The 15540-nt window shown below is 57.1% G+C and carries 13 protein-coding genes; 6 read left to right on the top strand and 7 right to left on the bottom strand.

The features are described from left to right. Positions 1–17: 17 nt before the first annotated feature. A complete protein-coding gene (locus EE896_RS01805; protein WP_008926272.1) occupies positions 18–1703 on the top strand; it encodes an alpha-amylase family glycosyl hydrolase in 1686 nt (561 codons plus the stop codon). Here EE896_RS01805 and EE896_RS01800 read toward each other — a convergent pair whose 3' ends face one another. Together EE896_RS01800 and bioH are read right to left on the bottom strand one after the other, a co-directional pair. Beyond that, positions 1704–1973 carry a YdgH/BhsA/McbA-like domain containing protein gene (locus tag EE896_RS01800; protein ID WP_003853019.1) on the bottom strand — a complete coding sequence of 90 codons (270 nt, stop codon included), beginning with the start codon at positions 1971–1973 and terminating at the stop codon, positions 1704–1706. Positions 1974–2144: 171 nt separating this feature from the next. Further along, positions 2145–2921, bottom strand: coding sequence for a pimeloyl-ACP methyl ester esterase BioH (gene bioH / locus EE896_RS01795; protein WP_078805138.1), 777 nt, complete (start codon positions 2919–2921; stop codon positions 2145–2147). Between the two features lie 34 nt (positions 2922–2955). On the opposite strand from bioH, the gene gntX reads away from it, so the two are divergent. Next, a complete protein-coding gene (gene gntX, locus EE896_RS01790; RefSeq protein ID WP_003853023.1) occupies positions 2956–3636 on the top strand; it encodes a DNA utilization protein GntX in 681 nt (226 codons plus the stop codon). Between the two features lie 58 nt (positions 3637–3694). Next, on the top strand, positions 3695–4270 hold the full coding sequence (gene nfuA, locus EE896_RS01785; RefSeq protein ID WP_003853024.1) for a Fe-S biogenesis protein NfuA: 576 nt from the start codon (positions 3695–3697) through the stop codon (positions 4268–4270). A 35-nt stretch (positions 4271–4305) separates the two neighbouring features. On the opposite strand, the gene malQ is transcribed toward nfuA, so the two are convergent. The 5 genes from malQ to glpE form a co-directional block, all read right to left on the bottom strand. Beyond that, the gene (gene malQ, locus EE896_RS01780) at positions 4306–6387 is read right to left on the bottom strand and encodes a 4-alpha-glucanotransferase (protein WP_039660829.1); all 2082 of its coding nucleotides are present in this window, start codon (positions 6385–6387) and stop codon (positions 4306–4308) included. 9 nt (positions 6388–6396) lie between these two features. Continuing rightward, on the bottom strand, positions 6397–8802 hold the full coding sequence (malP, locus tag EE896_RS01775) for a maltodextrin phosphorylase (protein WP_140916365.1): 2406 nt from the start codon (positions 8800–8802) through the stop codon (positions 6397–6399). 160 nt (positions 8803–8962) lie between these two features. After that, positions 8963–9721 (bottom strand): DeoR/GlpR family transcriptional regulator, encoded by a 759-nt coding sequence (locus EE896_RS01770; RefSeq protein ID WP_003853028.1) that lies wholly within the window; start codon positions 9719–9721, stop codon positions 8963–8965. Positions 9722–9751: 30 nt separating this feature from the next. After that, positions 9752–10573, bottom strand: a complete 822-nt coding sequence (glpG, locus tag EE896_RS01765; protein WP_033743324.1) for a rhomboid family intramembrane serine protease GlpG — start codon at positions 10571–10573, stop codon at positions 9752–9754. Positions 10574–10602: 29 nt separating this feature from the next. Further along, positions 10603–10929 (bottom strand): thiosulfate sulfurtransferase GlpE, encoded by a 327-nt coding sequence (gene glpE, locus EE896_RS01760; RefSeq protein ID WP_003853030.1) that lies wholly within the window; start codon positions 10927–10929, stop codon positions 10603–10605. A 227-nt stretch (positions 10930–11156) separates the two neighbouring features. On the opposite strand from glpE, the gene glpD reads away from it, so the two are divergent. From glpD to EE896_RS01745, 3 genes are all read left to right on the top strand, one after another. Then, positions 11157–12662, top strand: a complete 1506-nt coding sequence (gene glpD / locus EE896_RS01755; protein WP_003853033.1) for a glycerol-3-phosphate dehydrogenase — start codon at positions 11157–11159, stop codon at positions 12660–12662. 359 nt (positions 12663–13021) lie between these two features. Further along, complete coding sequence (gene mdcA / locus EE896_RS01750; RefSeq protein ID WP_003853034.1) at positions 13022–14677, top strand: malonate decarboxylase subunit alpha; 1656 nt, start codon at positions 13022–13024, stop codon at positions 14675–14677. Then, on the top strand, positions 14677–15537 hold the full coding sequence (locus EE896_RS01745; protein ID WP_140916363.1) for a triphosphoribosyl-dephospho-CoA synthase: 861 nt from the start codon (positions 14677–14679) through the stop codon (positions 15535–15537). Before mdcA ends, EE896_RS01745 begins: the two co-directional genes overlap by 1 nt. The last annotated feature ends 3 nt before the right edge of the window (positions 15538–15540 follow it).

Below are 15540 nucleotides of genomic sequence, written 5' to 3'. Positions count from 1 at the left end.
GTGGCACCCAATTCACGATGGAAACGATCACCGATCTGATTGATAAGATTTATGCTGGCACATTCCCGGAGGCGACCTTAGCGCGCCTGAAGGCTGACATTGCCACAGCCCGCGAGGCGATTAAGCTGCCGCGCAAGGCCCACTGGGATGAGCAGGATGTGGTGCTCATCACCTACGCCGACCAGTTTCGTGAAACCGATAAACCCACGCTCAATACCTTTTCCCGTTTCTATCAGCAGCACCTGCAATCCACCTTTCCGTTGGTTCACCTGCTACCTTTTTTCCCCTGGTCGTCCGACGACGGATTTTCGGTGATTAATTACCACGAGGTCGATCCGGTGTGTGGCGACTGGCAGGATATTTCGCGTTTGCATCAGGAAACCCGCCTGATGTTCGACTTCGTCTGCAATCATATGTCGGCAAAAAGCGCCTGGTTCAGCCACTTTCTGGCGCAGGATCCCGGCTGGGACGATTTCTTTATCAGCATGCCACCCTCCACGGATCTCAGCGCCGTGACGCGCCCACGCACCTCGCCGCTGCTGACACCGTTTAAGATGGCGGATGGTGATACCCGCTTCATCTGGACCACCTTCAGTGCCGACCAGATTGATCTTAACTTTGCCAATCCTGAGGTATTGTTGCGCATGGTCAACGTGTTGCTCGACTACCTGGTCCGTGGCGCCGACTATGTGCGCCTTGATGCGGTCGGCTATATGTGGAAAACGCCAGGCACGCGCTGTATTCATCTGGAAAAGACCCATCAACTGGTGAAGCTGTTCCGCGCGATTGCCAACCATGTCGCGCCAGGTACGGTGATTATTACCGAGACTAACGTGCCGCATCAGGACAACATCAGCTACCTGGGCAACGGGCACGATGAAGCGCAGATGGTTTATCAGTTTTCGCTGCCGCCACTGGTGCTGCATGCCATTCACACCGGCTCGGCGCGCGCGTTGCGGCAGTGGGCCAGCTCATTGGATCTCAGTAGTAATGACACCACTTTCTTCAACTTCCTGGCGTCACACGATGGTATCGGGCTGAATCCGGCGCGCGGCATCCTGTCTGAAGTGGAGATTGTGTCGCTGGTGCGCGACCTGGCGCTGGAGGGCGCGCTGGTCTCCTATAAAAATAACCCTGACGGTAGCACCAGCCCCTATGAAATTAATGTCACGTTTCTGGATGCGCTGAACCGTGAAGCGGATGATGATGCCACGCGGCTGAAACGCTTCCTGCTGGCCCATGCGATTCTGCTGGTCTTTCCTGGCGTGCCGGCCATCTATATCCAGAGCATTCTGGGCGGTCGTAACCATTATGATGGCGTGCGGGCCGCCGGACATAACCGGGCGATTAACCGTCAGAAGTATGATTTACAGCAGATTGAGGCGGCCCTGGCGGGTGGTGACTGGCTGCGTCAGCAGATTTATACCCGACTCAGCCAGTTGATCCAGCTGCGTCGTCGTCAGCCCGCATTCCATCCTGATAATCCGATGACGATCTATGACAGCGAAAACGCCCTGCTGGTGCTCAGCCGTCATCAGCCAGAAAGCGGCGGCGGATTGCTATGCGTGTTTAATCTGAGTGGCCGGTCAGTGGAAACGCGATTGCCGGTGGCGCATACGTTGCAGGATGTGGTGAGCGGAGAGAAGATTGATGGCACCCAGCCGGTTAAGCTGGATGCCTGGCAGTTCATGTGGCTGCGTTAATTACTTGTAGACTTCAGCCGTTGCACTGAATTTACCGTGTTCGCGACCGGCGATCACCAGGTAGTATTTCCCGCCTTTTTCGTCAGCGAGCTTAGACAGTACTTTTTTAGCATCCATTGGCGAGGTGGTTTCCGCTGTGGTGTTAACGGTGCCAATTTTCTGCAGGTTCATTGTCTTAACTTCTTCTTTGGTGACTTCCTTCGCTGCCATCGCAGAAAATGAAATCGCGCCCATCATCATTGAAGCCACAACCCATTTAAAAACCTTCATTATGTTTACCCTCATTCATGATCCATTGTGAGATGTAAGCAGCCGCTAAACGCGTAAGGCAGTATGGAACGGCATAGTCATTTCCGTGACTAATCACATAAAATTGCAGCGGCCTTGCTCACAAAGAGAAGTATTGATGCTGTTAACGATTTTTGCCAACCCATAGCACGACTATCCCTCTAAACTGCTGATAAAATTAATAATGTGCTGACAAAACATCTCTGGATGAGAAATAAAAGGTGCATGTGCTGCTTTTTCGATAATCACAGAGGGCGAGGCTGGCAACATTTCATCGATCTCCGCAGCAATCCGACGCGGCACCAGACCATCTAATGCCCCGTAGAGTCGCAAAAACGGCAATGTGATCTGCGGTAACGCGTCGCGCAGGTCGACCTGACGCAGAATGTCGAGCCCGCCATCCAGCACCGCCACCGCCGGCACGGGTTGTGACAGTACCACCTCTTTCAGCTGTCGCGCATCGGCACGCGCCGTTTCGGTGCCCAGCGTCTGCAGCGCCAGAAAGCGCTCCACCGTGCGCTGAAAATCATTACTGAGCATCTGCTGAAAGTTCTGCAGCGTTTCCGGTTTAATGCCGGGCCAGTGCTCTGTGGCGGTGAAACAGGGTGATGATGCAACGGTAATCAGGGCGTCCAGCTTTTCTGGCGCGGTCAGCGCAAGCTGCGTCGCGACCAGTCCGCCCAGCGACCAGCCCACCACAATGGCCTGCGGTGGCAGCAAAGGCATTATCTGCTCAGCCATCTGCTCTAGTGTCAGCGCGTCAACGTTCTGGCTGCGACCATAACCGGGCAGGTCGACCAGATGCAGACGGTAATGCGCGCTGAGTCGCGGAATAATGCTTTGCCAGACTTCGGCATTCAGTCCCCATCCGTGCAGCAGCACAAGATCGCGTTTTCCTTCTCCGCAGGTGTGCCAGTAGAGCGACGTCATCAGTTACTATCCCGAAAATGATAAGGAGGTCGCTATGCTAGCAATGCCCGCCCTGTGTTGGCTATGCCGGATGCCGTTGCGGATAGCCCGGCACGGTATCTGCAGCTTATGTTTACGCAAATTACCGCCATTACCGCGGCTCTGCCCACGCTGTGGGTTACCAGCAGGATCAGAAAAGGTCGCCTGTGGCCGCTGCCAGCTTAAACCGCCCGCCTGGCAGGCGCTGGTCTGCGTTAATGACTATTGTCTGCCGTTCAGCCAGTGGGTTAATCAGCTTAAATTTTCTCACATAACCGCACTCAGGGTGATGCTGGCGCGGCTGATTTTGCTAAGCTGGCTTAATGTTTACCGACGCGGTGATGTGCCGCGTCCTGATCTGCTGCTGCCGGTTCCGCTGCACCAGCGACGACGCTGGCAGCGCGGCTTCAACCAGACTGTCCTGCTGGCCGCACCGCTGGCGCACTGGCTGGGATGTGAATGGCGTGAAGGGCTTTCCCGCACGCGCAGAGGCGCATTACAGCATCAGCTCAGCGCCCGCCAGCGCCGCACTAACTTACGCGGTGCTTTCCGCCTTGAAATGGCGGTGCAGGGACGCCATATCGCTTTGCTGGATGACGTCATTACCACCGGCAGTACCGTAGATGAAATCAGTCGTCTTTTACTGGCGCAGGGTGCTGCCAGCGTGCAGGTCTGGTGTCTGTGCCGTACCTTGTAGCGCGTCATTGATGGGCGTATTATAACCAACTAAATTAGTCAACTATTGAGCAATCGACATGATCCGAATTACTGACTCTGCCCAGGAACATTTTTCTAAACTGCTATCCAAACAAGAAGATGGCACCCAGATTCGCGTATTCGTGATTAACCCGGGTACGCCAACAGCCGAGTGTGGCGTCTCTTACTGTCCGCCCGATGCTGTTGAAGCCACCGATACTGAACTGAAGTTCGAGAAGCTCTCAGCGTATGTTGATGAACTGAGCAAACCTTATCTGGAAGATGCGGAAATCGACTTCGTGACTGACAATCTGGGTTCTCAGCTGACGCTGAAAGCGCCGAATGCCAAGATGCGCAAAGTCTCTGATGATGCGCCAATGGTTGAGCGTGTTGAGTACCTGCTGCAGGCGCAGATCAACCCACAGCTCGCTGGCCACGGCGGTCGCGTATCGCTGATGGAGATCACCGAAGATGGCTACGCCATTCTGCAGTTTGGCGGCGGCTGTAACGGCTGTTCGATGATCGACGTGACCCTGAAAGATGGTATCGAGAAAGAGCTGCTGGCTGCCTTCCCGGAACTGAAAGGCGTGCGGGATATTACCGAGCATCAGCGTGGCGAACACTCGTTCTACTGATGATAAAGCGCGGCAGCCTGACTGCCGCGCTATTTTTATTGCCCTTTCTGTCCTGACTGACGCTGCTCACTGACCACCTTCAGCAGCGTATTCACCTCCTTGTCCGCAAAGATCGCCTCCAGCGTTTTGCTCAGCTTGCGTCGCCAGTTAGGGTACTGATCTACCGTGCCCGGCACGTTGACCGGCGTGGTCATACCGAGCCAGTCTTCAGGCTGCAGGCCAAGCAGCGCACTCTCGGTATCCGCCAGGAAGCGATGGATGGCCCGGTTCAGCGCAGGCGTCATGGTCAGCTTCTCCGCCTTCTTCTGACTGCGGGCCGGTAAGGCACCTGCCTGATGCAGCGCATCCAGCAGCGCCTGTTTCTGCGCGGCACGCTGCTGATGCAGCGCTTTCACTGCATCGCCCGGATAAAGGCCCAGCTTCTCACCCAGATCCAGGTCGCCCTGCTCCCAGAAACCGGTCAGCGTCGGCAGATCATGGGTACTGGCGCTGGCGATAGACTGGCGTGGATAGTCCTGCGGCGCGCGATAACGCTGATCTTTCTCCTGCTCAAACCAGAGCACCTTCCATGAAAAGACACCGCTTTTACGCAGCAGGCTGATAATTTCCTGAGGCACGGTGCCCAGGTCTTCACCAATCACCATGCAGCGCAGCCGATGGCTCTCCAGCGCCAGGATGCCCAGCAGGTCATTGACCGGATAGGCGACATAGGCGCCTTTATCCGCTGTCTCCCCGGCCGGTACCCACCACAGACGCAGTAGAGACATCACATGGTCGATACGCAATGCGCCGCAGTCGCGCATGTTGGCGCGCAGCATGTCGATGAACGGCTGATAGCCCCGCGCCTGCATCACATGCGGGTCCATCGGCGGTAAGCCCCAGTTTTGTCCCAGCGGACCCAGACGATCGGGTGGCGCGCCCACTGAGGCTTTAAGGCGATAAAGCTCCGGGTCGTGCCAGGTTTCCGCACTGCCCTCTGCTACGCCCACCGCCAGATCACGATAAAGCCCCACACTCATGCCCAGCGCCTGACTGTGCGTCCAGCAGGCCGAGAACTGCTGCTGTGCCAGCCATTGCAGCCACTGCCAGAACGCGATCTCCTCTTCATGCTGCTCACACCACTGCTGCACCTCGGGCAACTGGCTGTTACGCCACGCTTCCGGCCATGCAGGCCAGCCGCCCTGCTGCGTCTTGTCCGCCTGCCGCTCCAGCTGGATACCGTCGTAGGCCGCCTGATAACGCAGGCTGTCGCCGCCTTGACGTACAAAAGCTGCCCAGGATTGATGCTCTTCGCTCTGGTTATCACGCGCCTGGAAGTGGGCCCAGGCGTGCCGCAGCGCAGTGAGCTTAAGCGCCATCACGGCCTCGTAGTCAACCCACTCTGCCTCTCGCGCTTTGGTCAGCGCCTTCTGGGTTTTGGCACTTTTCCACCACTTCTGTGCTGCCGCGCTTTGCTGAAAATCGGCGACCTGACTGACGTCGATATAAATCACATTCAGCCAGCGGCGGGATGACGGACTGTACGGGCTGGCAAAACCGGCGCTGGCGGGATAGAGCGCATGCAGCGGATTCAGCCCGACAAAATCGCCGCCGCGCTCAGCCAGTTGCACCAGCAGCTGGTCAAGGTCGCCGAAGTCGCCAATGCCCCAGTTCTGTTCAGATCGCACCGTGTAGAGCTGCACCAGCGCGCCCCAGCGTTTCTCTCCCGCCTCCAGCGCTGGCGGCAGATAGCAGCGGCGCGGCGCGACAATAATCCGCGTCTGCCAGCGCTTCTTTCCTTTAGTGAGCGTGAGCTGGTGATAACCCTGTGTCAGCGGCCCCGGCAGCGAAAAAGGCTCTCCGGCGGTTAACTCGCCGCTAAACTGCTTGCCCTTTTCGGTCTGCAACTGCCAGCTGTAGACGCCGCTGCCCTGTGGCGTCAATTGCCGTTTGCCACTGCCGCTGAACACCGCGACCGGCGGCAGCGGTGATTTTTTGGCATCCTGCGGATCGTCCATTACCGCCAGCAGCGCGCGTTTGGTCTCATCGCTGATCGCCGCTTTCTCGCCGTTAACGTTGATGTAATCCAGTGAAATTCCCGCGGCACGGGCGGCCTGATCGAGTGCATTTTGCTTCATTGCTGCTCCTTAGCGCGGTGCCTGCCAGATACGTTGCTGATAGTCACGAATGGAACGGTCCGAACTGAACATGCCGGTTCGGGCCGTATTGAGGATAGCGGCGCGGGTCCAGCCTTCCGGGTCACGCCACAGGGCTTCCACCCGTTGCTGTGCCTCGACATAGGCCTGAAAATCAGCCAGCACCAGCCAGGGATCGCCATTTTTGGTCAGGCTCTCCAGCATCAGGTCAAACGCATGTTTATCCCCGCCGCTGAATTTGCCTTTCTCCAGCGATTTCAGTAAATCGTCCAGCGGCTTGTTCTGCTTACGCACCTTTTTCGGGTTGTAGCCTTTCGCTTTGAGCGCCTTCACCTCATCCACGGTGTGACCGAAGATAAAGATATTCTCCTCACCCACCTGTTCAGCAATTTCGACATTCGCACCATCCAGCGTGCCAATGGTCAGCGCGCCATTCAGCGCCAGCTTCATGTTGCCAGTGCCGGAGGCTTCATAACCGGCTGTAGAGATCTGCTCGGAGAGATCGGCCGCCGGGATCATCAGTTCAGCCACGGTGATGCGGTAGTCCGGGATAAACACCACTTTGAGCCTGTCACCCACCCGCGGGTCGTTGTTCACCACCTCCGCAACCTTGTTAATGGCGTAGATAATATTTTTTGCCAGGTAGTAACCCGGCGCGGCTTTGGCCCCGAACAGGAACACCCGCGGCGTGAAGGTGACATCTTCCGGGTTGTTCAGAAGCTTCTGATAGCAGTAGAGGATATGCAGCAGGCTGAGGTGCTGGCGCTTGTACTCATGCAGACGTTTGATCTGTACATCGAACAGCGCCGCCGGGTTCACGATGATGCCGGTATGGCGGGCGATATACTCTGTGAGCTGCGCTTTGTTCTGCTGTTTGATGCTGCGATAGCGCTGACGAAACGCCTGATCGTCGGCATACGGCTCCAGACCGGTTAACGCATCAAGGTTATTGGCCCACTCCGTTTTCAGCGTCTCATCAATCAGTGCCGCCAGCGCCGGATTACACTGCTTCAGCCAGCGACGCGGCGTAATGCCGTTGGTGACGTTGTGGAATTTTTGCGGCCAGAGCTGGTGATATTCCGGGAAGAGATCGCTGACCACCAGGCGGGAGTGCAGTGCCGCCACGCCGTTGACCGCAAAGCCACTCACCACACAGAGATTGGCCATGCGCACCTGTCCGTCCGCCACCACCGCCAGCTTGTGCCACATCGCTTTGTCATCCGGCCAGTGCTGTTTCACCTGCTTTTTCAGCCGCTGATTAATCTCTTTGATAATCAGCATATGGCGCGGCAGCAGGCTGCGCATCAGCTTCTCATCCCAGCGCTCCAGCGCCTCCGGCATCAGCGTGTGGTTGGTGTAAGCGAACAAGCGGCTGGTGATATGCCACGCCTCATCCCAGCTCAGCTGATGTTCATCCAGCAGCACACGCAGCATCTCGGGGATGGCGATGGTCGGATGGGTATCGTTGAGCTGGATCACCTCAAAGTCCGGCAGACTGTGAATGCTGCGGCCCGCCAGATGGTGACGGCGCAGGATGTCGGCTACGGCGCAGGCACACTGAAAATATTGCTGCATCAAACGCAGCCGCTTGCCGGCCTGATGGTTGTCATTGGGATAGAGCACTTTGGTGAGTTTTGCCGCCTCAATACCAGGCTGCTCCGCCTGAAGGAAATTGCCGTCGTTAAAGGCCGTCAGGTCAAACGGGTGCGCACTCACGGCCTGCCACAGGCGCAGCGGCAGTGTCACGCCGTTGCGGTAGCCGGTCACCGGCAAATCCCAGGCCTCACCACGCAGCGTAAAATCGGGAAGCCAGCGTACACCGCCATCCTCACGCTTTTCCACCCGGCCGCCCATCGCAACGTCCACATCCAGCGCCACATTGTGACGAAACCACGGATAGCGTTCACGCTGCCAGTCATCGGGCGCTTCAATCTGCTTACCCTCCTCGAAAGACTGGCGGAACAGGCCATACTGATAATTCAGCCCGTGGCCGGTGGCGGACTGCCCCACCGTTGCCATCGAATCCATATAGCAGGCGGCGAGTCGCCCCAGCCCGCCGTTGCCGAGTGCCGGGTCGATCTCCTGCTCCAGCAATTCGGTTAAATCAAGTTGCTGCTCAGCCAGCGCCGCTTTGACCTCGTCATACCAGCCGAGATTCAGCAGATTGTTGCCGGTCAGACGACCAATGAGAAACTCCATCGACAGGTAATTTACGTGACGCTGCTGCTTAGCCGGACGCGGTGCCGGCTGGGTATCGAGCAGTTCTGCCAGTGCCGCACTGACCGCCTGCCACGCCTGGTGCGAGGTCATCTGTTGGGCGGAATGGAGACTCAACTGTTGCCACTGTCGGGTCAGGGCAGCGGTAAAACGGGCTTTATTAAATTTTTGCTGCGGCATATCACTCCCTTCTGTTACGCAATGAGGTGAAGCAAAACAAAAATAGAAAGCGCACGGGCTGGCAACCGGGTGCCAGCAACCGTTAAGTTAAGACGTGAGTGGGGGAAAAAGCGACAACAATCAAAGAAAAACGCCAGCCGGGCGGCTGGCGTCGCAGGAATCAGCAGAGTTCGAGGTGAACCTCATGCTGCTCAATCACTTTCATGACGCTGGCTGGCGGCATTTTATCGGTGTAGAGATAATCCAGCAGACTCATGTTGCCAAGGTTAACCATGGCATTTCGGCCAAATTTCGAGTGATCCACCACCAGCATCGCGCAGCGTGAATTTTCTATAATCGCGCGTTTGGTGCGGACTTCGTGATAGTCGAACTCCAGCAGCGACCCATCCATGTCGATGCCGCTGATCCCCAGGATGCCGTAATCGAGCCGGAACTGAGAAATAAAGTCGAGCGTCGCTTCCCCCATCACGGCGCCATCGCGGGTGCGCACTTCACCGCCCGCGATAATCACCCGGAAATCGGGTTTGCCCATTAACAGCATCGCGACGTTAAGGTTATTGGTCACCACACGTAAATTGCTGTGGTTGAGCAGCGCATGCGCCACCGCTTCCGGCGTGGTGCCAATATCAATAAACAGCGTAGCGCCATCCGGGATCTGGCTGGCAACACGCTGCGCAATCCGCGCTTTTTCCGCTGACCACATCATTTTGCGATCGTGCCAGGCGGTATTCTCAGAGCTGGAAGGAAGCGCCGCGCCGCCGTGGTGGCGCTGAATTTTGTTTTGATCGGCCAAATCGTTGAGGTCGCGACGAATGGTCTGCGGGCTGACCTCAAAATGATCTACCAGCTCCTCAGTACTGACATATCCCTGACGACGGACTAAATCGATAATCGCGTCATGACGTTGCGTCTGCTTCACGTTCCTCTCCTGTTAACCCGCTAAACCTGTCTATCGACGCGTGACGTTACGCGTATCGACCAGCGCCATCGCCAGCCCGACCACCAGACCAGCAACGTGCGCCGCGTTGGCAATCGCCAGACCAAAGACGCCGAACCAGCCAATCACCAGCCAGACCACCGCAAAACCGATCAATCCCCGTTCAAGATAGACGCCGCTGTCGGGATCGCGCTCACCGCGTAGCCAGCAGTAACCCATCAGGGCATAGACCACGCCCGACAGACCACCAAACCAGATGCCACTGAACTTCGCCTGCAGCCAGCCGCTGAGCAGCGCCGAAATCAGCATAATTACAAACAGTTTGCCGCTGCCCAGACGCTTTTCAACCGCGCCGCCGAGATACCACCACCACATCAGATTAAACAGGATGTGCAGCAGTGAAAAGTGCAGCAGCGCATGACTGAACCAGCGCCAGACCTGAAGATGCTGGTCGGCATCCGGCCAGGAGAGCCACGCCATCACGGCCTGATCGCCCATGACCTGCATCAGAATAAAGACCGCGATGCAGAGCACCATCAGGGTCATGGTCAGCGGACCGGCACGCTCGCGGATGTTCGCCCAGATATTGCTGCGCTCATAGCGCAAACCGCTGTCAGTCTTGCCGCTGTGCCAGCTGGCGGCCTGATAGCGCGGATGGTTAGGGTCGTGCAGAAACTGCTGAAGTTCGTTTTCGACCACTGCAATCTTGCTCTCATCATCCAGCATGATGACGTAGTGATTTTCATGCTCGATACGCAACGTGATGCCCTGCGTCGCCATGTAGTCAACAAACGCCTGCGCCATGCGCGGCTGATTAAATTGGGTAATGCGCATCATTAACTCTCCATGTGACGAGCAGCAAGCTATTCACTGCCAGAGGCAACCTGCTGAGGGAAGGCGGCACGCCAGGCATCAAAGCCGCCATCAATGCTGTACGCCGCGCTGAAGCCCTGTCCCAGAAGATACTGCGCCGCACTTTTGCTGCTATTACCGTGATAGCACATCACCAGCACGGGCAGGCTTTGATCCGCGCCACTGACAAACTCGCTGAGGTTGGCGTTGGTCAGATGCAGCGCGCCCGCCGCATGGCCAAGGGCATAACTTTGCGGATCACGGATATCCACCAGCAGCGCACCCTGCGCCAGACGCGCCTGCGCCTGCTGCACATCAATACATTCAAACGTTTCCATGGGATCTCTCATAACAGCATCACAATAGCGCGTAGTGTAACCCGATAATCCGCGCCGATAACCTGACAATCGTTACGGCTATCTGTTTTTTTGGTGGGCAGAATGTTAGCTATATCACGCAAAAATGTTTTTACCGGGTTAAAGACTGGCGTAAATGTTGGTTTGCGATTATGATTATGCTCGAAAACGAACATAAGAGAACTATTCCGAACATCGGAGGAGATGACGTGGAAACCAAAGACCTGATCGTGATCGGCGGCGGCATCAACGGTGCCGGCATTGCAGCAGACGCTGCAGGACGCGGACTGTCGGTGTTAATGCTGGAGGCGCGGGATTTGGCTTGCGCGACCTCTTCAGCCAGCTCAAAACTGATTCATGGCGGCTTGCGCTACCTTGAACACTACGAATTCCGCCTGGTCAGTGAAGCACTGGCCGAGCGTGAAGTCCTGCTGAAAATGGCGCCGCATCTGGCGTTTCCGATGCGCTTCCGCTTGCCGCACCGTCCGCATCTGCGTCCGGCGTGGATGATTCGTACCGGCCTGTTCATGTATGACCATCTTGGCAAGCGTACCAGCCTGCCAGGCAGCAAAAGTTTGCGATTTGGCGCGGATTCGGCCCTGAAGCCAGAAATCACGCGCGGATTCGAATACTCCGACTGCTGGGTAGATGATGCCCGCATGGTCGTTCTGAATGCGCAGGAAGTGGTTAAGCATGGTGGCGAAGTGCGTACCCGTACTCGTGTCACCCGCGCCTGGCGTGAAGGTGGCCTGTGGATGGTCGAAGCCGAAGATGTTGATACCGGTAAAACCTTTACCTGGCAGGCGAAAGGTCTGGTCAACGCGGCAGGCCCGTGGGTCAAACAGCTGTTCGACGACAGCCTGAAGCTGAAATCGCCTTACGGTATCCGCCTGATTAAAGGCAGCCATATTGTGGTGCCGCGCGTCCATACCGAGAAACAGGCTTATATCCTGCAGAACGAAGATAACCGCATCGTGTTTGTCATTCCCTGGATGGATGAGTTCTCAATCATCGGCACCACCGATGTGGAATACAAAGGCGATCCGAAAAGCGTCCATATCGATGACAGCGAGACCGAGTACCTGCTAAAAGTGTTCAACGGACACTTTAAAAAGCAGCTGACCGCCGACGATATCGTCTGGTCTTACTCAGGTGTCCGTCCGCTGTGTGATGACGAATCTGATTCGCCGCAGGCGATCACTCGCGATTACACGCTGGATGTGCGCGATGATAACGGTCAGGCACCGCTGCTTTCCGTGTTTGGTGGCAAGCTGACCACTTATCGCAAGCTGGCAGAACATGCGCTGGAGAAACTGGCGAAGTACTATCCGAAAGCCGGCCCAGCCTGGACCAAAAACTGCGTGTTGCCGGGCGGTAATATCAACGGCACCAGCGATGATTACGCGGTCAGCCTGCGTCGTCGTTATCCGTTCATCACTGAAAACATGGCGCGCCACTTCTCACGCACTTACGGCAGCAGCACTGAAACCCTGCTGGCGGGTGCGAAAAGTCTGGACGATCTGGGTGAGAACTTCGGTCACGACTTCTATGAGGCGGAGTTACGCTACCTGGTGCAGCATGAATGGGTACGTGAGCTTGACGATGCTATCTGGCGTCGTACCAAACAGGGTATGTGGCTGACCAAAGAGCAGCAGGCCCGGGTGGCAGAGTGGCTGGCGGCGAAAGCCAAACCGGCACTGTCCCTGGCGTCATAAGCGAGCAATACAACAACAGAAAGCAGGCTTCGGCCTGCTTTTTTATTGGCTGCTTATTCGGTTAATATTCAGGCCAGCCGCATCCTCACACCTCATCAGAAGAAACGCCTGTCAGCGAGCAAACCGGTATGACTGGCTTTGTTCATCATGAATACCGATTCAGGCTTTTGCCCCCCTGCAACCTTTTCTTCATGCTTCCCCGCGTAAACTCGACGCATCCTGACTGCGTATCCCCCTTTTCGCCATTGTTACCTTAAATCTAACGTTCCGTTTTTTTGCTTAATTGAACACCGTTTTAAGAAAGCTCAGACTTCCCTCAGCATAAACGTCAACAGAGCGATTCAAATCCGGAGGTTGAAATGAACACAGGCCAAACGCCTGCCCGGGAGTGGAACACACGCCGCAGTGAAAAAGCGCGTCGTCTGGCCTCCTTTCCCCTTGATGGCAAAGTTATTCCTGCTGAAAGAGCCGTTGAAGCATTTGAACAGTTAATCGCACCAGGCGACCGCGTGGTACTGGAAGGCAACAACCAGAAGCAGGCTGACTTTTTATCCCGCACCCTTGCGGCGGTGAATCCGGCGAAAATTCACGACCTGCATATGATTATGCCCAGCGTCGGCCGCAGCGAACATCTCGATATTTTTGAAAAAGGCATTGCCCGCAAACTCGACTTCTCCTTCTCCGGTCCCCAGAGCCTGCGCATGTCTCAGCTGTTGCAGGATGGTCAGCTGGAAATCGGCGCGATTCACACCTATATCGAACTCTATTCCCGTCTCTACGTTGACCTCAGTCCGAATGTGGCGCTGATTGCCGGCTATAAAGCCGACCGCAAAGGCAACCTTTATACCGGCCCGAGTACCGAAGATACCCCGGCGCTGGTGGAGGCCGCCGCATTTCGTGACGGTATCGTGATAGCCCAGGTCAACGAACTGGTCGATGACGAAACCGACCTGCCGCGCGTCGATATTCCTGGCTCCTGGATTGACTACATCGTGGTGGCAGATAAACCGTTCTTTATCGAACCGCTGTTTACCCGCGATCCGCGCCTGATTAAGCAGGAGCATATCCTGATGGCGATGATGGCGATTAAAGGCATCTACGCCGAGCATCAGGTGCAGTCGCTTAACCACGGTATCGGTTTTAACACCGCCGCGATCGAACTGCTGCTGCCCACCTACGGCGAACAGCTTGGTCTGAAAGGCAAAATCTGTAAGCACTGGGCGCTGAACCCGCATCCGACGCTGATCCCGGCCATCGAGAGCGGCTGGGTGGAGAGCGTGCACTGTTTCGGCGGCGAGCTGGGGATGGAAGAGTATATCCGCGCCCGTCCCGACATCTTCTTTACCGGCAGCGACGGTTCAATGCGCTCTAACCGTGCGTTCTGTCAGCTGGCAGGTCAGTACGCGGTCGATATGTTTATCGGTGCCACCCTGCAGGTTGATGGCCTGGCCAACTCCTCTACCGTCACCCGTGGTCGTCTTTCCGGCTTCGGTGGCGCGCCAAACATGGGTCACGATCCCCACGGCCGCCGCCACGCAACACCCGCCTGGCTGAATATGATCACCGAGCCAGACCCGATGCAGCGCGGTAAAAAACTGGTGGTGCAGATGGTCGAGACCTTCCAGGCCGGTGCAAAACCAACCTTCGTTGAAACCCTCGATGCGGTTGAGGTGGCGAAATCCTCCGGTATGCCACTGGCGCCGGTGATGATCTACGGCGATGACGTGACGCACGTGCTGACCGAGGAAGGTATCGCCTATCTCTATCGGGCAGAAAGCCTTGAGGAACGTCGCGCCATGGTCGCCGCAGTCGCCGGAATTACCGATATCGGTCTGGGTGTGGATGCAGCACGCGTCGCTGCCCTGCGTAAAAGCGGCAAAGTAGTTTACCCGGAGGATATGGGTATTCGTCGCTCCGATGCCACCCGTTCACTGCTTGCCGCTGGCAGCGTCGCTGACCTGGTTGAATGGTCAGATGGCCTGTACAACCCGCCTGCTAAATTCCGGAGCTGGTAATGAAACTCCTGTCACAGACTCATGCCGAGGCGCAGGCCAGTCATCTGGCGACGATTGCGCGCGATTGCCTGATTGATGAAGCACGCCTGAGCCCCAAGCCGGGTCTGGTAGACAGTCGGGGAAACGGCGCACATCGGGATCTGACGCTGGCGCTGATGGAGCGTTCTGCCCACAGCCTGATGCCCACCTTTCTGGCGCTGGCCCGTCACAGCTGGCTTCGTCCCGCCGACATCGCCCTGCGCGAAACAGTCGGTCGGCTCGGCCGCGATGGCGAACAGCAGATGATGGCAGCAACCGGCGGCGTGAACACCCATCGGGGCGCGATCTGGGCGCTGGGATTGCTGGTCAGTGCCGCTGCCATGCAGGGTGGCACAGCCACGGCTGACACGCTGGCCCGCACCGCTGCCGCGCTGGCGAGCCTGCCCGACAGCCACGCCCCCAGAGTGTTCAGCAAAGGGTTAAAAGCGACGCACCGCTATCAGGTACCCGGCGCACGCGAAGAGGTGCAACAGGCATTTCCTCACGTGATGAAGCTGGCGCTGCCGCAGTTGCTGATCAGCCGTGCGGTTGGTGCCAGTGAGAGCGAAGCCCGGCTGGATGCGCTGATGGCAATCATGACTTCACTCAGCGATACCTGCGTGCTGTCACGTGCAGGCATGACCGGACTCGACGCCATGCAACAGGGCGCACGCGCCGTGCTGCTGGCAGGCGGCTGCCGTACAGCGGCGGGTCAGAGGGCGCTTCAGCAGCTTGACCGCCGGATGCTGGCGCTCAACGCCTCGCCGGGCGGAGCCGCCGATTTGCTGGCCGCAACGCTGTTTATCGATCGGGTCTGTTCGCCTGAACATTCTTATTTTTAGAGG

This window comes from Pantoea eucalypti, assembly GCF_009646115.1.
GTDB lineage: Bacteria > Pseudomonadota > Gammaproteobacteria > Enterobacterales > Enterobacteriaceae > Pantoea > Pantoea eucalypti.
The sequence above is the reverse complement of the archived record's forward strand: the minus strand, read 5'-3'. Positions and strand labels throughout refer to the sequence as shown.